The sequence below is a fragment of the Steroidobacter flavus genome (genome assembly GCF_042651805.1).
In the GTDB taxonomy this organism is placed as follows: Bacteria; Pseudomonadota; Gammaproteobacteria; order Steroidobacterales; family Steroidobacteraceae; genus Steroidobacter; species Steroidobacter flavus.
Genome location: NZ_JBHSDU010000001.1, coordinates 32,040 through 49,998 on the forward strand (window position 1 = coordinate 32,040; position 17,959 = coordinate 49,998).

Genomic DNA, 17,959 nt, shown 5'->3' on the forward strand with positions numbered 1-17,959 from the left:
GGGTGCTGAAGACCATCGGTTCCAAAGTGTGGGCGATTCCGGGCGGGCACATGCCGCTGCTGAGCTCCGGCGCGGAACCTCGCGACACGAGTCGAGACGAATTGTGCGTGCTCAACGCGGGGCACTTCGACGCGCACTTGCAACTGACGATCTATTTCGAGGATCGTGAGCCCGTTGGCCCCTATTCGTTGCAGGTGACCGCACAGCGCGTCCGACACATCCGCTTCAACGATCTCATCGATCCCCAGGCGGTGCCGCTCGACACGCCGTATGCCGCGCTGATCGTCGCCGATCATCCCGTGGTCGTGCAGTTCACCCGACGCGATACCAGCCAGAGCGCCAATGCCATCGCGACCACGCTGGCGTTTCCGGGGTGAGCCGATGATCGAGGATCTCTGGTACAAAAATTCGGTCATCTACAGCCTCGACCTCGACACCTTCATGGACGCGAACGGCGACGGGATTGGCGATCTGCCCGGCTTGATCAACCGGCTGGACTATCTCAACTCGCTCGGCATCGATGTGATCTGGCTGGCGCCGTTTCAGCCCTCGCCGAATCGGGACAACGGCTATGACATTTCCGACTACTACGGCGTCGATCATCGCTACGGATCGAGCGGCGACTTCGTCGAGTTCATGAATCATGCGCGCAAGCGAGGCATGCGGGTGATTCTGGATCTGGTGGTCAATCACACCTCGAACGAACATCCATGGTTCAAGGATGCGCGGCGCAATCCGGATTCGCAGTACCGCGACTGGTATATCTGGTCGAAGACCCGACCCGCCGGTTGGAATAAAGGGATGGTGTTTCCGGGCGTGCAAAAAGCGGTGTGGACGCGCGACCCGGTGGCGAAGATGTATTACTACCATCGCTTTTACGACTTTCAGCCCGATCTCAACATCGACAATCCGCACGTGCGCGCTGAGATTCGGCGGATCATGGGTTACTGGCTGCAGCTGGGTGTCGATGGCTTTCGCATCGATGCCGTGCCTTTCATTCTCGAGTCGCAGAAGAAGGGCGAGAAGTTGCGCTTCGACTATCTCGCCGACATGCGTCAGTTCGTGCAGTGGCGCGCCGGAGATGCGGCGTTGCTGGGCGAGGCCAACGTCACGCCTGAAGAAACGCAGCACTATTTCGGCGACGGTCGCGACGGTTTGAACATGATGTTCAACTTCTGGGTGAACCAGCATTTCTTCTATGCGCTCGCGACCGGCGACACTGCGCCGCTCGAAACGGCGCTGAAAGAGACGAGCAAGATTCCCGAAGCCACGCAGTGGGCGGTGTTCCTGCGCAATCATGACGAGCTGGATATCGAGCGGTTGCCCAAAGCCAAGCGAGACAAAGTATTCGCGCGCTTCGGCCCTGAACGAAACATGCAGCTCTATCATCGCGGCATCCGCCGACGGCTCGCCTCGATGCTGGGCGATCGTCGTCACATCGAACTGGCGAACAGCCTGATGTTCTCGCTGCCGGGCTCGCCGGTCTTGCGCTATGGCGATGAGATTGGCATGGGTGAAGACCTGGCCCTAAAAGAGCGAGCGGCAGTCCGCACGCCGATGCAGTGGTCGAGCGAGCGCAACGGCGGTTTCTCCACCGCGCCCAAGCTGGTCAATCCCGTCATTTCCAAGGGTCCCTACGGCTATCGCAGTGTGAACGTCGATGCGCAACGTCGCGATCCGGGCTCGTTGCTGAACTGGATGATCAAGATGATCCGCGTTCGCAAGGAGTGTCCGGAGATTGGTTGGGGCGAATGGACCTTGCTTCGCACCGGCGCGCACGGCGTGCTGGGACTGTGCTACGCCTGGCGAGGCAATCGCATCGTCGTGCTCCATAACTTCAATCGACAGCCGCAACAGGTGAAGCTGGTGCTGGAGGGCGAGGGCAGCGATCTGCTCGTGAATCTGCTCGAGCTGGATGACAGCCGGGCCGACGAGCATGGCCGCCATGACATTGCACTGGTGGCGTTTGGTTATAAATGGTACCGCGTGGGTGGCTTGAACTACGCGTTACGTCGTCGGCCGCCCGGACCACCGTCGCAGCACTGAGAGAGACCAGGATGCGCATTGGGTTTCACGCGTCACATGAGCAGTTCGCGCCATCGCAGTTGCTCGAATACACGATCGCCGCCGAGCAGGCCGGGTTTGCGTGTGCGATGTCGTCGGATCATTTCAAGCCCTGGAGTCGCTCGCAGGGACACTCCGGATATTCCTGGTCGTGGCTCGGCGCGGCCATGGCACGCACTCGGTTTCCAGTGGGTTTGATTTGCGCGGCCGGCTATCGATATCACCCGGCCGTCGTTGCGCAAGGGGCGGCGACGCTCGCCGAAATGTTTCCTGATCGGTTCTGGCTCGCGTTGGGCAGCGGCGAGCGTGTGAACGAGGACATCACGGGCTTGCCCTGGCCGTCAAAGCACGAGCGCAATGCCACGATGAAAGAATGTGCCGGAATCGTTCGTTCGCTGCTGAAGGGCGAGCGGGTGACGCATCGAGGATCGGTCACGGTCGTCGACGCCGAACTCTATTCGCGGCCCAAGACCGCGCCGCCGCTGCTCGGCGCGGCGGTGAGTGAATCGACAGCTGAGTTTGTGGGCGGCTGGAGCGATGGCTTGCTCACAGTGGCTTCCAAACCGGACAAGCTCAAGAAAGTCATCGAAGCGTTTCGCCGAGGCGGCGGTGAAGGCAAACCCATTCACCTGCAAGTGGCACTGAACTGGGCGGCCACCGAGTCGCAGGCGCTCAAAGGCGCGTTCGACCATTGGCGCTTCGTGACACTCGGCGGCGATGTCGGCTGGGAGTTACGGTCGCCAGAGGACTATGAAACCGCGACTCGCTTCGTCCGGCCGGAGGATATGCATGAGAGCGTGCTGATCTCATCCGATTTATCACAGCACGCAGCCTGGCTGCAGGGGTTCGCGGCGTTGGGGGTCGACCAGGTGTACTTGCATCAGGTCGATTTGAATCAAGATGGATTCATCGAGGCGTTCGCGGCGAAAGTGCTCCCGCAGTTCAAGAAGAGTTAACTACCGAGCTTGGGCCCCATGACACGCTTCACCTCATCGGGCACGGCGTAGTCTTTCGCAATGGTGTCAGAATCGAGCAGACCGAATTGCTCCCGTTGCACCACATAGCCCCAATAGGCCTCGGCGGCGTCCATCACCAGATTGTTTCTAACCACGGGATCCGCTGATCGGGCGCGGGCAGCGACGTCTGCCTCAAATTGGCGTAAGGCGTCCAGGGTCTGTTTGAGCTTACGCCCGGACATGCCCAGCGATGCGGCCGCTTCGCCCGCGAGTAGCTGGTCGATGGGATTATCGAACTTCACGGGGACCGATTATACGAGCGGCGCCTGGCAGCGGCGCATTACCGGCTGTCGGAAGATGTGCTCACCAGCCGTCGGTATTGTCCCAGGTGACGAATGGCGTGTTGTTCCTTGCCTTGCGCTTCATACAAGCGCGCCAGGTTGAAATGCCCATCCGCCATGGTCGGGTCTTCGCTGATCGCGGACTGATACGCCTCGATGGCGTCATCGATTTTGCCCAGGTCTTCGAGCACGACACCGAGATTAAACATCAGCACCGGATTCGCCCCACATTCCTGCACGCCGCGGCGATAAACGATCTCCGCCTTCTTCTCGTCGTGACGCGTATGGAGGAGGCGACCTAAATTGATCCACGCGCCCACGTAATCCGGCTCGAGCTCCACAGCGCGCTCATAGGCAGCCTGCGCGGCCCGGGCATCGGTCTCTTCGAGATGCAGGCCTTTATCGAACCAATCGTCCGCCGTTTCAGCGGGCGGCACTTCCGGCTCTTTGTGCTCGACGACGCGAATGACGCCGTTCTCGACGCTCACGTCGAGCCCCAGCACGTACTGACCGTCATCGACCTGGAAATGATTCTTGCCGTCGCGAACCACGACCCGGTCGCCGACCGCACTGATGCTCAGGCCCGACAGCGGCATTTGTTCCGGCAAGTGACGACGCAGGTCTTCGAGCGAGCGATTGATGCGACGACGGGAGATCTTCGCCTCGAGCAAGGAGCGGGCTGCGCGAAGCACGATGAGGTCTTGAAAGGAAAACTGCAGCTGGCGTTTCGGGCCGCGCGCGGGCTGCACGAAGCCGGTTTTGATCAGGCCACGAATGGTGCTGGGTGACAGGCGCAGCACCCGCTCTACATCTTGGATACTAAACGTCTGCACGGGATCGCAGGCCCAAGGCGATGATACGACGGAGGTCGTCTTCACGGACGACCGGCCGTTCGTGTCATCTGAGCCCTAGCGCTTGCTGGCCTTACGCGCAGGCTTCTCCGCCTGTTCGACTCTCTTCGGGGCCTTCCGTGGGCCGAGCTTGGCGACGTTCGCCTTGGCGGTTTCGGTCTTGGTGAGACTGGCGCGCAGGGCCTCCATGAGATCGATGACCTTGCCGCCGGTCTCGACCGGGCCTTCGGCAATGGAAATTTCCTGGCCTTCGACCTTCTTCTGAATGGCCGCCTCGACGCGGGCGCGCACGTCATCGACGTACGCAGTGGGATCGAACTTCTCGGTGGTCTGCTGCTCGATCAATTGTTTGGCGAGCTTCAGCTCCTGAGCCTTTACGTCGGGTTTGGTCACGTCGACTTCGGTGGCGGCGCGCACTTCGGTCGCGAAGTGCAACTGTTGCATCGTGAGCACATCGCCGACAGGGCGGAGCGCCACGAGATACGACTTGCCGCGGGCAGCCCAACGCGCAACGGCACAACGTTTAGTGTCCTTCAATGCTTCGTTCAACAAGCCGTAGGGTTTCGCCCCGCCTTTGTCGGGCGCGAGATAGTAGGTCTTGTCGAAATACACCGGATCGATGGACTCGATGGGCACGAACTCGGCGATGTCCACGGAGTGGGTGCCGATTTCTTCCATCGCTTTGATTTCTTCGTTGGAGAACTGGACGTACTGGTCCTTGGCGAACTCGTAGCCCTTGACCATGTCGTCGCGCTCGACCGTGGTGCCGTCCTTCAGGCACACATACTGTTGTTTCAGCCGTGAGCCACAACCTTTGTGTAACAGGTTGAAGGAAATGGAATTCGCCGTCTGAGTCGCGGTGTACAGCTTGACCGGAATCGCGACCAGACCGAACGAAATCGTCAATGAACCGATGGAGCGCATGGCCATGAGGGGTACCTTTTCGACCGGCTTTGGCTTCGGTCGATTCTCACTTTCGGGCTTTACTTCTGAAGGCTTTCGCAAGGCTCTGTTTCGCCGAGAGAACATCATGCCACCGGTCCCCGGTTTTTTCCAAGCGCGAGAGCACATTTCGCAAAGTGAAGTGGCCCGGCTCGGCCGCTTCCAGTTCATCCCAGGTGAGCGGCATCGAGACCGGCGCCCCCGGTACCCCCCGGGGCGAATACGCCACGTTGAGTGTCTTACCACGCACGTTCATGTTGTAGTCGATGAAAATTTTGCCGGTGCGCTTTTGCGTGGCCCATTCCATCGTCACATCGCGCGGATGTTCTTTCAGAATGTGACGTCCGACCATCTCACAAATCTCGCGGGCACCGTCGAAGGTCACGGTGCGCTCGATGGGCACGAACACGTGCAGGCCGGTCTTGCCGGAGGTCTTCACAATCGCACGTAACGACATCTCCTTGAGCAGGTCATTGATCCAGAACGCGACCCGCTTGCCCATCGCAAAACCTTTCTTGTTGTATTCGGGCTCCTCGCCCTTGGCTTCCAGCCCCGAATAGATATACGGGTCGATGTCGAACACCAGATAGTCGGGATAGTTGAGCACCGAGGCTTCCATGGATTCGAGGGAGCTCGAGTAGTCATCGCTCTGGCTCAAGCAATCTTTCGCGACTTTGGCGCGCGAGTGCCAGACATGGAATTCCAACGTCCCCAGCTGCCCGAGCCACAGCAGCGTCGCGAGATTGTGCCCGAGGATATAGTCGTGCGCGCCGCCGACATGCTCGGAGAAGGTGGTGACGACTTCGACGAATTCGGGGCGCTCCTGATCCCAATGTTTCTGGAAAAATCGCTCGCCGCCGATGCCTTCGGGCATTCGGATCAACGTGAGCGGGCGATCGCGCAAATGCGGCAACATATAGGGCGAGATGCCGGCGAGATAACGCAGGTACTCACGCTTTGTGACCGCGGGGGATTTGGTCTCCGGGTGCGCGGGCCAGTATTCGCGATCGAGATTCGTGAGACGAATCTTGGTCGTGCCGTTGCCGTGAGCGACAGTGAGATCGAGCCGGTTCGAGGTGCCGTCCAACTGTTCGAGCACCGACTGGATGTCATTCTTCGGCGTCGCCTTGGGTTTCGCCTTTTTCTTCTTCGGCGGACCGTTCGTAATGCTGTCGACCGCGACATCCTCACGCAGGCGATGAAACACCGGCGCGCGTAAGTAACCTTCTTCGGTCCAGGTCTCGAAACTCACTTCGGCCACGAGTTTCGGCTCGATCCAGGTCGCCGGTCCATTCAACGGCGGCTGGGTCGAGAACGGATTGGTCTTGGTGGCCAGCGCCGTGACTTGCTTGTAGACGCTGGCGAGCGACGCATCGTCGAAGCCCGAGCCCACGTGGCCCACGTACTGCAGCTGATCCTTGTTCCAGAAGCCCAGCACCAGAGCGCCGAGCGAGCGGCGCTGACCCTTGCCGGCGGTAAAGCCGCCGATGACGAATTCGTGCGTCGTAAACGACTTGAACTTCAACCAGTGCGGCGAGCGACGACCGGCTTGATAGACGCTGTCCTTGCGCTTGGCGACCGTGCCTTCGAAGCCCGCGGCGAGCGAAGCTTCGTGCAATTCCTCGCCGTTGTCGGAGGCGTGAATGAGTTGCAGATGCGCCCCGGTTAACAAACATTGCGACAGATACCGTCGCCGCTGCTCGTAAGTGGAGCCGCGCAGATTCATGCCCGCGAAATGCAGCAGATCAAAACAAATGAAGATCACTGGGCTCTGGCGCTGCGCCTCGGCGAGCTCCTTCGGGCCTTTGACCTGCGCGCGGTTCTGCATGGCGTTGAAGGAGGGGCGGCCGTCGGCATCGAGCGCAACGATCTCGCCATCCAGAATCATCGACCCGACGTGCTGAGCTTTCAGCTCCGCGACCACCTCAGGAAATAACGCGGTGTAGTCCTGGCCCCGGCGCGACTGCAGGTACACCGACTCGCCATCGATGAACGCGATGATGCGATAGCCATCGAGCTTGGGCTCGAAGCTCCAGCGATCGTCAGAGACCAGGTTGTCGCCGGGCTCCGCGAGCATGGGCTCGATCTCATTCGGCATTTTCTCGACCGGCCCCGAGGGCGCGAGCTCCATGGCGGACAAGCGCTCGCGATTCGTGCTCTGCGCCACCTCATCCAGCGTATCGCCGGTGAGCACGGAGGTGTTGTGGGCGAGCAGGTCGTCGCCGCCGATGAAACGATCCTTGTGCTTGATCAACAGCCATTGCTGGTCGGTGCTGGTGCGGACCAGCGCGAAGGAGCCTTTGAGCTTCATGCCGCGGAGGAAGAAGCTCAGCTTGCCTTGTTTGTATTCACGACGCAGGCGCTCTTCGGCCTTGGCGCGATCGTCGAAGGAATACTCGCTGCCCTCATCGGGGGAGTACACACCGCAGTCCCACACGATCACATTACCGGCGCCGTAATTTTTTTCGGGGATCACACCTTCGAACGAAGCGTAGTCGAACGGGTGATCCTCGACCTCGACCGCGAGGCGGCGCTCGCCGGGCTGCAACGACGGGCCCTTGGGCACCGCCCAGGACTTGAGCACGCCGTCCAGCTCCAGCCGGAAATCGTAGTGCAAGCGACGGGCCGCGTGCTTCTGCACGATGAACAGCAGCGGGCCCTGCCGATGGGTCGGCACGGCGGGGGCGGGCTCGGGCGTCTTGGTAAAAGCGCGCTTCTGCCCGTACTTTTCGAGCGGTTTGTCCGCGGAGCGTTTCATGCTGCACTGATTTTGTACTGTTCGATGAAGACGCGGAAGCGTGCCCGGGGCCGACATCCCGGCGCGTACAAAGTGCAATTCTTTGAACTTCAGGCACGGATCGCGCATTGAACCCGGCGATCAACCGCAACAGGTGCACCCCCGCCCATGGCCGCCGCTCCCAGTCTTGCCCCAGACGCGCCGCTCCACATCGTCAGCAATGCAGGCTCGGGCTCGAAGGATGCGCACGAGGCCCGGGAGCGGATCGAGGCGGTTCTTTCGGCCGCGCATCGGCCTCATGAGTTCATACTGATCGAGAATCCGGGGGAGCTCACGAAGGTTGCCAAGAAGGCGGCGGACGCGGCCGTTCGCAGCGATGGGGCGGTCGTGGTGGCCGGGGGCGATGGCACCATCAATGCCGTCGTGCAGGCGGTGCTGCCCTCGCGGCGGCCGTTGGGCATCATTCCCCAAGGCACGTTCAATTATTCGAGCCGAGCGCACGATATTCCCCTCGATGCCACCGAGGCGACCAGTGCGCTGCTCACCGCAAGACTCAAGCCCGTGCAGGTCGGCCTGGTCAACGATCGGGTCTTTCTCGTGAACGCAAGCCTCGGCTTGTACCCGGAGCTGCTGCAGGATCGAGAAGCATACAAACGTCAGTACGGCCGGTATCGCTCGGTGGCGATGTGGGCCGGCATGAAGACTTTGTTACGCGAGCATCGGCAGCTGCTGGTCGAAGTCGAACATGAGCAGGGCAGCGAGCATCTGCTCACGCCGAGCATTTTCGTCGGCAACAACGCGTTGCAGTTGGAGCAGGTGGGGCTCGATGAAGCGAAGGACATTCAACGTCATCGTCTCGCGGCGGTGATCGTCGAGCCGGTGGGCACGGCGGAGCTGCTGTGGTTGGGCGTGCGAGGCATGTTGGGCCAGCTCGGCGACGATGAGCGCATCCGCAACTTTCCATTTCGTAGCATGACCGTGCGGTTGTTGAATGGCGGGCGGCGGGACATCAAGGTGGCCGTGGATGGCGAGATCTTCCAGTGCAAGCCGCCGTTGACGTTTCGGGTCGCGGATCATCCCTTGATGCTGCTGGCACCCTCGGCTGACGAATGACCCTGCTGCAGATCTCCGATCCGCACTTCGGCACGGAGCAGCCGGCGGTGGTCGAAGCGCTGCTGCGACTTGCCGATGAGATCCGGCCCGCCGTGCTCGTCGTCTCCGGCGACATCACTCAGCGAGCGAGGCGAGCGCAATTCGAGGCGGCGCGCGTGTTTGTGTCTCGTCTTGCACCGCCCGCCGTCGTCGCCATTCCAGGCAATCACGATATTCCGTTGTTCAACGTCATTGCGCGAATGTTTCATCCGTACGCGGGCTTCGAGCGGGCGTTCGGCACGCATCTCGAGCCAGAGTGGCAGAGCGAGGATTTCATGGTGATCGCCGTGAATACGACGCGGCCCTCACGGCACAAGGATGGCGAAGTGTCGTCCGAGCAGATCCTGCGAGTTTCAAAACGGCTCGCGACCGCGACTCCGCGGCAGATTCGAATCGTGGTCACGCATCAACCGGTGCACGTGCTCCGCGGCAGCGAAATTCACAACCGTTTGCATGGGCATGCCGAAGCCATTCCAGCCTGGTCGAACGCCGGTGCGGATGTGATCATGGGCGGGCACATTCATCTGCCTTACATTGCGCCCCTTCATGAGCACTACACCGAGCTGCATCGTCGATGCTGGGTGGTGCAAGCAGGCACGGCGGTGTCGACGCGAGTGCGGGCTCGACATCCCAATTCAGTGAATCTGATCAAGCGCGACGATGCGCACAGCTGTCTCGCGGAACGCTGGGATTACAGCGCCGAGCGCAATAAGTTCCATTGTGTAAAAGTGGAGCGATTAAATTTGGACCGCGGCGCGCACTGAGCGGAACTTCCGCGAATCTGTGGGTCATCGAAGACAGCGCGAGTGGTTATGTCGCCCACAATTCAGCCACTATTCAGCATAAAAACGCCCGCGAACGTCAGCCTCGAGTCAGCTTCCCGCGTTGTACTAGTAGTCAGGTCACCCGTGAGGGTCGCATGATGAAAGTAAGAACGTTGAATATTGTGGGTAGTGTTTTTATCGCCGCCGCGCTGAGCGGTTGCGTGAGTTACGGCAATACCCATGCGTTGATCACACCGGTGGGTGCCGTGGGTTATCACAAGTTCAAGCCCGAGAACACGGCGCCGCAACTCCCGCCCAGTCCTGATCGCGTGGCTGCAATTCAAGAGCAGAACGATCAGCAGCAGCACCGCGAGGGAGAGACTTAGCTGTCCGCAGACAGCTCGATGCGCTCGGCCTGTAATAGCCGAATCATCGAGGCGGTCACTCGCGATTTCAGATCCGCTTCTTGATCGTCCGCCGTGCGGCCCGCCGCCGGCGGACTTTCTTTGGCCAGCGTTTTGGTCGCCGAGAGGACGGTGTGGGCGGTGGCCAGCACCTCGCACACTTCCTCATCGAAAGCATTGAGCGCCACGGCACTCTTGTTGGCGCGTGAGTCTGTCCGAATGTAAGCGGCGTCTGGTCGAAGTTGGGTCATGGCAGCATCCCTCCGCGGCATGCGGTCAGGACGCGACGCCCGCCGCGAGAGTTCCGTCGAACTCAATATCCCCGCGAGCGATCGACGATGCCCGTGATCGGTTGATCGGCCGCATACCGTCGCAGCTTTTCCGCGATTTGCTTCGCGGCGGGCACCATGGGGGTCACGGCGGCGGTGTGCGGCGTCATGTGGACTTTCGGATGGGTCCAGTAGCGGTGCTGCGCCGGTAACGGTTCCTGACGGAACACATCCAGCGCGGCGCCATTGAGATGCCCGTTGTCGAGTAACTCGAGCAGCCCCTCATCCACGATCAATCCGCCGCGCGCCACGTTGATCACATAGGCCCCGCGCGGTAGCAACCGCAGCGTCTTGCGATCGAACTTGTCTTGTGTAGCAGGAGTCAGCGGCGCAAGGATCATCAGCACGCGTGTGGCCTGCATGAACGCCTCGAACTGATCCGCGCCGTTCGCTTCTGAAAACAAGCGCACCTTTGGTTCGCTGGCCGTGTTCGACCGGGAGAACGCGTTCACCGGAAAGCCATCCGCCGCAAAGGCGTTCGCCACCTGCCGCCCGAGAACCCCCAGGCCGAAAATGCCGACCGGCCAGTCCTCGCGATACGACTCATCCAACTGCTTCCAGACGCCAGCGGCCCGTTGAGCGGCGTACTCATCTCGGCGCTGCATCCATCGCAACACCTCGAACCGGCAGTAGTCGACCATCTGCTCGCCCATGCCGGCATCTTCGATGCGAACGATCGGTAGGTCGGCGGGCAGGTTGGGATTGTTCAGCACATGCTCGACACCGGCGCCGGTCGAGAAGAACGCGCGCAGCTTCGGCTGATCGATGAAGAAGCGCGGCGGCGGGGTCCAGCCGACGGCAAAGTCCGCGGGCTCCGTGAACCCGGGCTGCCAGACATCGATCTCAACCTCGCGCAGCTGAGCGGCGAGGGCGTCGCGCCAGGCCTGCGCTTTATGATTGCCGTAAACGACGACGATTCGCATGAGCACCACACTTTCTGCAACACATGGTCCGTAGGATCGCTTGTACTGCAGCGTCGCAGGGATTATTGTCCGATCCGGCGCGAGGGATGCGCGCATTGCTTCCAATTTTAACTAAGTCAGCGAGTTACGGACACTTTAGCCCCGATTCATGACCGCATCCGACGTCGCCGTATTGCCCATCTCCACCGGGTTCGGTCTCGCGACCGAGCCGTTCGTCGATACCACGGACGAAACCTTCTTCTTCCCGAGCGACCAGCACCTGCGAGCGCTGGAGTTCATGGGTCATTCGCTGTGGACCAAATCGCGTCTGGGCGTGGTCACGGCCGATAATGGCTGCGGCAAAAGCCTGCTGATCAAACGCTTGCTGAAGGATCTGGACGAGCGCGTAAACGTCGCCACCGTCCAGCGCGAGCACATCGGCCCGCGCGAATTCCTGCTGGAGATCCTGCGGCAGTTCGGTTTCTCGCTGGGCGATGACGACAAGACCGATCGTCGCCGCCTGCTCGAGCGCTTTCTCGGCCACCAGGCCGGCACCGGCCGTTTGTGCCTGCTGATCGTCGAGAACGCGCAAAGCATGCATCCCTCCGTGCTGGAAGAGCTGCGCTGTCTCGCGGCCATCGAGCATGACGGCGTGCGGGTGCTGAAGATCCTGTTGTTGGGACAACCCGCGCTCAATCTGGTGCTGGAGTCGCCGCGCATGGTGGAGCTGATGACGGGCAACGTCTCCCGGTTTTCGCTCGCCGCGTTCACCGAGGACCAGACGGCGGCCTACGTCGCGCATCGACTGCGCGCGGCCGGTGCGCCGAATCCTGACGGGATCATGCCGTACACGCTGCTGCCCCAGATTCATGCGTGCAGCCTCGGCATTCCCGCCAATATTAATAAGCTGTGTCAGCGGGCCTTCGTGCATGCGCGCGAGGAAGGGGCCGGACTGGTCACGAGTTCCGCGCTGGACAAGGCGATCGAGGACCTGGGGTGGGTCCGTCGCCGGTTGCGCGCGGAGAACGCGGTGCTCGAACAGGTCGCGGCGCTCGATTCGACGCCCAGCACCGGCAAGCTCGTCATCACCATGCAGGGTGAACCCGACCGCGAAGTGCTGCTCAAGTCCGACCGCGTGCTGGTGGGCCGGGGCGAGGAAGCCGACTGTCGCATCGACTCGGTGTTCATCAGCCGCTATCACGCGCTCATCGTGCGCGATGGCAACCGGGACCTGCTGCTCGATCTGGGCAGCACCAACGGCCTGGTGGTGAACTCACGGCGGATCCTGCGCCGAGCGCTGCGGCACCGCGACCTCATTCAGGTCGGCCCGGCGCGCGTCATGTACGTCAATGAACAAGCCAATAATGCGCAGCCCGACCCAGGCGAGACGCTGTGCTTCGCGCGGCCGGGCTTCCCGGCGGCGGCGGGCGAGGACGATGCCAGCACCTTGCTGGCTTTCGGCCGCGCCGACCCGTCTGGCTGATTTAATGGTCGAAAGCGGCCGAGGCCCTTTCGACACGTCCGGCAAAAGGCGCGACTTTTGCCGGACTACGGCGTCACCCGCGTCATGGCATCAGCACTCAGCTGAGCTAAAAAATGCCGGCCAGACGCCAGCTTGCGCCATTCTTCTGCTGTCAGTAGAGTGTCGCCCTCCCAAACGCCATCCCCTTCGAGTCCACTGATCCTGTGCCGGTCAGGCCGACGGGAGGGTGTGCGTGCGTGGGATTGGCATCCTCAAGCTAGAAGAGATCAGACAAGTGGAGCGCTGGCGCGTACATAAATTCGGCGGCTCGAGCGTCGCCGATGCGGTTTGCATGGAGCGCGTGGCTCGGATCCTGGAACAGGATCCGCATCCGCGACTGGGCGTGGTTCTTTCGGCGTGCCGCGGCGTGACAGACGCGCTGCTGAACCTGGTCATTGCCGCCGAGAAACAAGAAACAACACTGGCCGAGCGCATCGAGCAGTTGCGCCATCGGCATCAAGTCATTGCCGACACGTTGCTGCCCGACGGCGCACGCGTCGAATACATGGCCAAGCTCGAGCAGGAGTGCCGCGACATCGCCGGCATTCTGCAAACCGTGCAGCTGATTCGCTCGGCGTCGCAAACCGTTCGCGACCTGATCGCCGGTTACGGCGAGATCTGGTCGACGCGTTTGTTCAGCGCCTACCTGCGCCATCGCGGCCGTCGTCCCGGCTCGGTGCAGTGGGTCGATGCGCGCGATGTTGTCTCGGTCGAGTGGGGCCCGCTGGGTCCCGCGGTGCGCTGGGATGTCTCGCAGGCGAACATGGACCGCATCACGCCGGCCGATCCGGCGACATTGATCATCACCGGCTTCGTGGCCCGCGACCCGAACGGTCTGCAGACCACCCTCGGTCGCAACGGCAGCGACTTCTCAGGCTCGATCTTCGGCGCGCTGTTGAACGCGGAAGAGATTCACATCTGGACTGACGTCGACGGCGTGCTGAGCGCCGATCCGCGCCTGGTGCCCGATGCGAAGGTGATCGACTCGCTCTCTTATAACGAGGCGATGGAGCTGGCGTACTTCGGCGCCAAAGTGATCCACCCGCAGACCATGGCGCCGGCGGTCAGCAAGAACATTCCGATCTGGATTCGTAACACCTTCGCGCCCGAGAAGGCCGGCTCGCTGATTTGCGAGAAGCCGAACTCGCAGATCGCGGTGAAGGGCATCACCTGCATCGACAAGATCGCGCTGATCAACCTGGAAGGCGCCGGCATGATCGGCGTGCCGGGCACCGCGCATCGCCTGTTCGGCGCGCTGCGTGACCATGGCATCTCCGTGATCCTGATCTCCCAGGGCAGCTCGGAACATTCCATCTGCTTCGCGATCCCCGAAGCCGAGGCCGCGCGTGCCGAATCGGTCGTGCGTCAGGCGTTCGATCGGGAATTGCGCGAAGGTCAGATTCAGAGCGTCGAAGTCGACACGGGCTGCAGCATCCTCGCGGTCGTCGGCGATGGCATGGCCGGCTCGCACGGCGTCGCCGCCAAAGTGTTCGGCGCGCTGGGCTCGGCGGGCGTGAGCGTCCGCGCGATCGCGCAGGGCGCCTCCGAAAGAAATATCTCCGCCGTCATCGACGGCAAGCATTCATCGCGCGCGTTGCGCTCGGTGCATTCGAGCTTCTATCTCTCGCCACACACGGTCTCGATCGGCTTGATCGGTCCGGGCACCGTGGGCGGCGTGCTGCTCGATCAGATGGCCTCGCAGGTCGAGCGGTTGTCGCGCGATCTGAAGCTGGATCTGCGCGTGCGCGGCATCATGAGCTCCAAGCAGATGCATCTGTCGGATGCGGAAGTGCCGCTCAATGGCTGGCGCGATGCGTTCAAAGCCAAGAGCGAAGAGGCGGATCTCACGCGCTTCGCCGAGCACGTGCGCGCCCATCACTTGCCGCACGCCATCATCATCGATTGCTCCTCCAGCTCCGAAGTCGCGGCTCGCTATCCGGCGTGGCTTGCGAGCGGCATTCATGTCGTGACGCCAAACAAGAAGGCGAACAGCTCGGAGCTCGAGTTGTACGCGCGGCTGCACGAGGCGCGTCGTCAGGGCAATGCTCACTACTTGTATGAAGCGACCGTCGGCGCCGGCCTGCCGGTGATTCAGACGCTGCGGGATCTGCGCGACACCGGCGATCAGATCTGGCGCATCGAAGGTATTCTCTCCGGCACGCTCGCGTATCTGTTCAACGTGTGGGACGGTTCCGAGCCGTTCTCCTCGGTCGTACGCCAGGCCAAGGCCAAGGGTTACACCGAGCCGGATCCGCGCGACGATCTGTCCGGTCTCGACTTCGCGCGCAAGCTCATCATTCTCGGTCGCGAGATGGGATTGCGTCTGGAGCTGGGCGATGTGCAGCTCGAAGGGCTCGTGCCGCCCGCGCTCACCCAGTGTTCCTCGCAGGAGTTCCTGGATCGTCTGCCGGAGTTCGATGCGCCGATGGCCGAGCGCCTGAAGGCCGCGCGCAGCCGCGACCGCGTGCTGCGTTACGTGGGTTCGTTGGATGCAGCCACCGGCAAGGCGTCGGTGGGCCTGGTCGAGCTGGAACGCTCACACACCTTCGCGAACATCAACCTGACCGACAACGTGGTGCGCTTCCTGACCTCGCGCTACAACCAGAATCCTCTGGTGGTGCAGGGGCCGGGCGCCGGTCCTGAAGTGACCGCGGGCGGTGTGTTCGGCGATCTGTTGCGCGTGTGCGCGTATTTGGGAGCACGGCTTTGAGCAGCCACTTGAGAATGGCGGCAACGGCGTTCGCGCCCGCGAGCATCGGCAATGTCGCGGTCGGCTTCGATGTGCTCGGCCACAGCTTCCAGTCGATCGGCGATAAGGTCACCGCGCGTCGCGTCGCAACGCCCGGCGTGAAGATCACCGCGATCACCGGCACGACGGTGGATTTGCCGCTCGATGCCGAGAAGAACACCGCCGGCATGGCGGTGTTGAGCATGGTGCGCGACCTGCAGCTCGACTTCGGCTTCGAGATCTCGATCGAGAAGGGCATTCCGCTCGGCTCGGGCCTGGGGGGCTCGGCCGCCTCGGCAGTCGCGGGCGTGGTCGCCGCGAATGCCTTGCTGCCGAAATCCCTCACACTGCTCGAACAGCTCAAGTTCGCGCTGAAGGGCGAGCAGGTGGCGAGCGGCTCACGTCACGTCGATAACATCGCGCCGTCGTTGTTTGGCGGACTGGTGCTGACGGTGGGTATCGACAATCCGAACGTCAAACAGATTCCCGTGCCGCCGACGGTGCGCTGCGTACTGGTACATCCGCACATGGTTTTGAATACGCGCGAGGCGCGCTCGATTCTGAGCAAGACCGTGTCGCTGTCGGATGTGATCTGGCAGACCGCCAATATCTCCGGCTTCATCACCGGCTGCTTCACCGGCGATCTGCAATTGATTCGCGAGTCGCTCGAGGACGTGATCATCGAACCGCAGCGACAAGTGTTGATTCCCGGCTTCCAGGCGGTGAAGCAGGGTGCCATGAGCAACGGCGCGCTGGGCTGCTCCATCTCCGGGGCCGGTCCTACGATCTTCGCGTGGTGCGAGCATGAACATGCCGAACGCGTCCGTGACGCGATGGTGGCGGGCTTCCGCAGCGTGCAGATGGAGAGCGATGCGTGGATTTCCACGCTCGACGCCGTGGGTGCGAGAGTAGTGGACTAACGGAACAGAAACAGCGGGCCTCAACGAGTTCTTTTCCGTTCCATGCAGTACATAAGCACCAGAGATTCCTCACTCACCGCTTCGCTGAGCGAAGCGATTGCCCGTGGCATCGCGCCTGACGGCGGCTTGTATGTTCCGGGCGATTTTCCTCACTTCAACACACGCCAGTTCGATGGCGTGACCGGGCTGCCGGACATTGCCGAGCGCTTGCTCGCACCGTTCTTCGAAGGCGATCCCCTCGCCGGCGAGCTCGGCGCGATCTGCCGCGAAGCATTCAACTTCCCGGCGCCGCTGGTGACCCTCGAGCAAGCGCCGCAGCCGGCCTCCGTGCTCGAGCTGTTTCACGGCCCGACCTGCGCGTTCAAGGATTTCGGTGCGCGCTTCCTCGCCGCGACCATGGAGCGCATTCGTCGCAACGAGCCGAAGAAGCTGACCATTCTGGTCGCAACCTCGGGCGACACGGGCGGTGCGGTCGCCGCGGCGTTCCACAACAAGCCGTGGGTCGATGTCGTCGTGCTGTATCCGAAGGGGCTGGTCTCCGAGCGCCAGGCGCAGCAGCTGTCCTGCTGGGGCGGCAACGTGCGCACCTTCGCGGTGAACGGCACGTTCGATGAATGCCAGCGCATGGTGAAGGAGGCGTTCCTCGATCCTTCCCTCAAGGAATCGCATCAGCTGTCTTCGGCGAACAGCATCAACATCGGCCGCCTGCTGCCGCAGATGGTGTACTACGCCGCCTCGAGCCTCGAGCTGTGGCGTCAGCTCGGCCGGCGTCCGAACTACATCATTCCGACCGGCAACCTCGGCAATGCCATGGCTTGCGTCTGGGCGCGCCATGTCGGGATGCCGATCGGAGAGATCGTGCTCGCGACCAACGCCAATCAGACGGTCACGGACTTCCTGCGCTCGGGCGAATGGCAGCCCCGCGCGAGTGTCGCGACCCTCGCCTCGGCGATGGACGTGGGCAATCCGAGCAATATGGAGCGGCTGCGCTCGCTGCATCCGGAGTTCGAGGAGCTGCAAGGCCAGATTGGCGCCTCCAGCGTCGATGACATCGAGATCCGTGGCACCCTCCGGCGCGACGCGCACGAGTTGAGCCGCGTGTGGTGCCCGCATACCGCCACGGCCGCCAAGGTCTATCGGCGCATGCTGTCGCGAGGCGCGAGGGGCCACTGGGTGATCGTGTCGACCGCGCACCCGGCCAAGTTCAATGACATCGTCGAGCCCCAGACCGGGCAAGAAGTGCCTGTGCCGCCGGCACTGGCGAAGCTGCTGTCGTTGCCGCGACAGGAACAGGAACTTCAGCCCACGCTGCAAGCTTTACGGACGCAATTGCAACAACACTAAAGA

Annotated in this window: 16 protein-coding genes; 10 read left to right on the forward strand and 6 right to left on the reverse strand. The window is 62.1% G+C overall.

Annotated elements, in window-relative coordinates; genetic code table 11:
- Positions 1–2 precede the first annotated feature (2 nt).
- Genes ACFPN2_RS00100 through ACFPN2_RS00110 form a run of 3 tightly spaced genes read left to right on the forward strand, consistent with a single transcriptional unit; the run spans position 3 to position 3,020 of the window.
- Complete coding sequence (locus tag ACFPN2_RS00100) at positions 3–377, forward strand: sensory rhodopsin transducer (RefSeq protein WP_380593758.1); 375 nt, start codon at positions 3–5, stop codon at positions 375–377.
- Between the two features lie 4 nt (positions 378–381).
- The gene (locus tag ACFPN2_RS00105; protein WP_380593760.1) at positions 382–2,046 is read left to right on the forward strand and encodes an alpha-amylase family protein; all 1,665 of its coding nucleotides are present in this window, start codon (positions 382–384) and stop codon (positions 2,044–2,046) included.
- An 11-nt stretch (positions 2,047–2,057) separates the two neighbouring features.
- A complete protein-coding gene (locus ACFPN2_RS00110) occupies positions 2,058–3,020 on the forward strand; it encodes a TIGR03885 family FMN-dependent LLM class oxidoreductase (RefSeq protein ID WP_380593762.1) in 963 nt (320 codons plus the stop codon).
- Here ACFPN2_RS00110 and ACFPN2_RS00115 read toward each other — a convergent pair.
- The 4 genes from ACFPN2_RS00115 to ligD are packed head-to-tail and all read right to left on the reverse strand — an operon-like array spanning position 3,017 to position 7,912.
- Positions 3,017–3,322, reverse strand: a complete 306-nt coding sequence (locus tag ACFPN2_RS00115; RefSeq protein ID WP_380593764.1) for a hypothetical protein — start codon at positions 3,320–3,322, stop codon at positions 3,017–3,019. The two genes, ACFPN2_RS00110 and ACFPN2_RS00115, sit on opposite strands and share 4 nt — an antisense overlap.
- Before the next feature lie 38 nt (positions 3,323–3,360).
- Positions 3,361–4,239 (reverse strand): tetratricopeptide repeat protein, encoded by an 879-nt coding sequence (locus tag ACFPN2_RS00120; RefSeq protein WP_380593766.1) that lies wholly within the window; start codon positions 4,237–4,239, stop codon positions 3,361–3,363.
- A 30-nt stretch (positions 4,240–4,269) separates the two neighbouring features.
- Positions 4,270–5,142, reverse strand: a complete 873-nt coding sequence (gene ku / locus ACFPN2_RS00125; RefSeq protein WP_380593767.1) for a non-homologous end joining protein Ku — start codon at positions 5,140–5,142, stop codon at positions 4,270–4,272.
- Positions 5,143–5,182: 40 nt separating this feature from the next.
- Positions 5,183–7,912 carry a DNA ligase D gene (gene ligD, locus ACFPN2_RS00130; RefSeq protein ID WP_380593769.1) on the reverse strand — a complete coding sequence of 910 codons (2,730 nt, stop codon included), beginning with the start codon at positions 7,910–7,912 and terminating at the stop codon, positions 5,183–5,185.
- 147 nt (positions 7,913–8,059) lie between these two features.
- Here ligD and ACFPN2_RS00135 point away from each other — a divergent pair, with 147 nt between their 5' ends.
- The 3 genes from ACFPN2_RS00135 (at position 8,060) to ACFPN2_RS00145 (ending at position 10,193) form a co-directional block, all read left to right on the forward strand.
- Positions 8,060–9,004 (forward strand): diacylglycerol/lipid kinase family protein, encoded by a 945-nt coding sequence (locus tag ACFPN2_RS00135; protein WP_380593771.1) that lies wholly within the window; start codon positions 8,060–8,062, stop codon positions 9,002–9,004.
- Positions 9,001–9,807, forward strand: a complete 807-nt coding sequence (locus ACFPN2_RS00140) for a metallophosphoesterase family protein (RefSeq protein ID WP_380593773.1) — start codon at positions 9,001–9,003, stop codon at positions 9,805–9,807. Before ACFPN2_RS00135 ends, ACFPN2_RS00140 begins: the two co-directional genes overlap by 4 nt.
- A 155-nt stretch (positions 9,808–9,962) precedes the next feature.
- Positions 9,963–10,193 carry a hypothetical protein gene (locus ACFPN2_RS00145; RefSeq protein ID WP_380593775.1) on the forward strand — a complete coding sequence of 77 codons (231 nt, stop codon included), beginning with the start codon at positions 9,963–9,965 and terminating at the stop codon, positions 10,191–10,193.
- Here ACFPN2_RS00145 and ACFPN2_RS00150 read toward each other — a convergent pair.
- Together ACFPN2_RS00150 and ACFPN2_RS00155 are read right to left on the reverse strand one after the other, a co-directional pair.
- Complete coding sequence (locus ACFPN2_RS00150) at positions 10,190–10,462, reverse strand: hypothetical protein (protein WP_380593777.1); 273 nt, start codon at positions 10,460–10,462, stop codon at positions 10,190–10,192. The genes ACFPN2_RS00145 and ACFPN2_RS00150 overlap by 4 nt on opposite strands.
- Before the next feature lie 62 nt (positions 10,463–10,524).
- On the reverse strand, positions 10,525–11,463 hold the full coding sequence (locus ACFPN2_RS00155; RefSeq protein WP_380593779.1) for a 2-hydroxyacid dehydrogenase: 939 nt from the start codon (positions 11,461–11,463) through the stop codon (positions 10,525–10,527).
- Positions 11,464–11,611: 148 nt separating this feature from the next.
- Between ACFPN2_RS00155 and ACFPN2_RS00160 the strand changes: the two genes are divergently transcribed.
- The 4 genes from ACFPN2_RS00160 to thrC all read left to right on the forward strand — a co-directional run bounded on the left by ACFPN2_RS00160 (position 11,612) and on the right by thrC (position 17,956).
- A complete protein-coding gene (locus tag ACFPN2_RS00160; protein WP_380593781.1) occupies positions 11,612–12,925 on the forward strand; it encodes an AAA family ATPase in 1,314 nt (437 codons plus the stop codon).
- 232 nt (positions 12,926–13,157) lie between these two features.
- Positions 13,158–15,674 (forward strand): bifunctional aspartate kinase/homoserine dehydrogenase I, encoded by a 2,517-nt coding sequence (gene thrA, locus ACFPN2_RS00165; RefSeq protein WP_380593783.1) that lies wholly within the window; start codon positions 13,158–13,160, stop codon positions 15,672–15,674.
- 14 nt (positions 15,675–15,688) lie between these two features.
- Positions 15,689–16,612 (forward strand): homoserine kinase, encoded by a 924-nt coding sequence (locus ACFPN2_RS00170; protein WP_380595253.1) that lies wholly within the window; start codon positions 15,689–15,691, stop codon positions 16,610–16,612.
- A 42-nt stretch (positions 16,613–16,654) separates the two neighbouring features.
- Positions 16,655–17,956 (forward strand): threonine synthase, encoded by a 1,302-nt coding sequence (gene thrC, locus ACFPN2_RS00175; protein WP_380593785.1) that lies wholly within the window; start codon positions 16,655–16,657, stop codon positions 17,954–17,956.
- Positions 17,957–17,959 lie beyond the last annotated feature (3 nt).

Excerpts from the sequence above, each read along its gene's own strand:
- thrC (WP_380593785.1), top strand. The coding sequence starts at position 16,655 with ATGCAGTACATAAGCACCAGAGATTCCTCACTCACCGCTTCGCTGAGC.
- ACFPN2_RS00160 (WP_380593781.1), top strand. The coding sequence starts at position 11,612 with ATGACCGCATCCGACGTCGCCGTATTGCCCATCTCCACCGGGTTCGGT.
- ligD (WP_380593769.1), bottom strand. The coding sequence starts at position 7,912 with ATGAAACGCTCCGCGGACAAACCGCTCGAAAAGTACGGGCAGAAGCGC.
- ACFPN2_RS00140 (WP_380593773.1), top strand. The coding sequence starts at position 9,001 with ATGACCCTGCTGCAGATCTCCGATCCGCACTTCGGCACGGAGCAGCCG.
- ACFPN2_RS00145 (WP_380593775.1), top strand. The coding sequence starts at position 9,963 with ATGATGAAAGTAAGAACGTTGAATATTGTGGGTAGTGTTTTTATCGCC.
- ACFPN2_RS00170 (WP_380595253.1), top strand. The coding sequence starts at position 15,689 with ATGGCGGCAACGGCGTTCGCGCCCGCGAGCATCGGCAATGTCGCGGTC.
- ACFPN2_RS00105 (WP_380593760.1), top strand. The coding sequence starts at position 382 with ATGATCGAGGATCTCTGGTACAAAAATTCGGTCATCTACAGCCTCGAC.
- ACFPN2_RS00150 (WP_380593777.1), bottom strand. The coding sequence starts at position 10,462 with ATGACCCAACTTCGACCAGACGCCGCTTACATTCGGACAGACTCACGC.
- ku (WP_380593767.1), bottom strand. The coding sequence starts at position 5,142 with ATGGCCATGCGCTCCATCGGTTCATTGACGATTTCGTTCGGTCTGGTC.
- ACFPN2_RS00135 (WP_380593771.1), top strand. The coding sequence starts at position 8,060 with ATGGCCGCCGCTCCCAGTCTTGCCCCAGACGCGCCGCTCCACATCGTC.
- ACFPN2_RS00110 (WP_380593762.1), top strand. The coding sequence starts at position 2,058 with ATGCGCATTGGGTTTCACGCGTCACATGAGCAGTTCGCGCCATCGCAG.
- ACFPN2_RS00155 (WP_380593779.1), bottom strand. The coding sequence starts at position 11,463 with ATGCGAATCGTCGTCGTTTACGGCAATCATAAAGCGCAGGCCTGGCGC.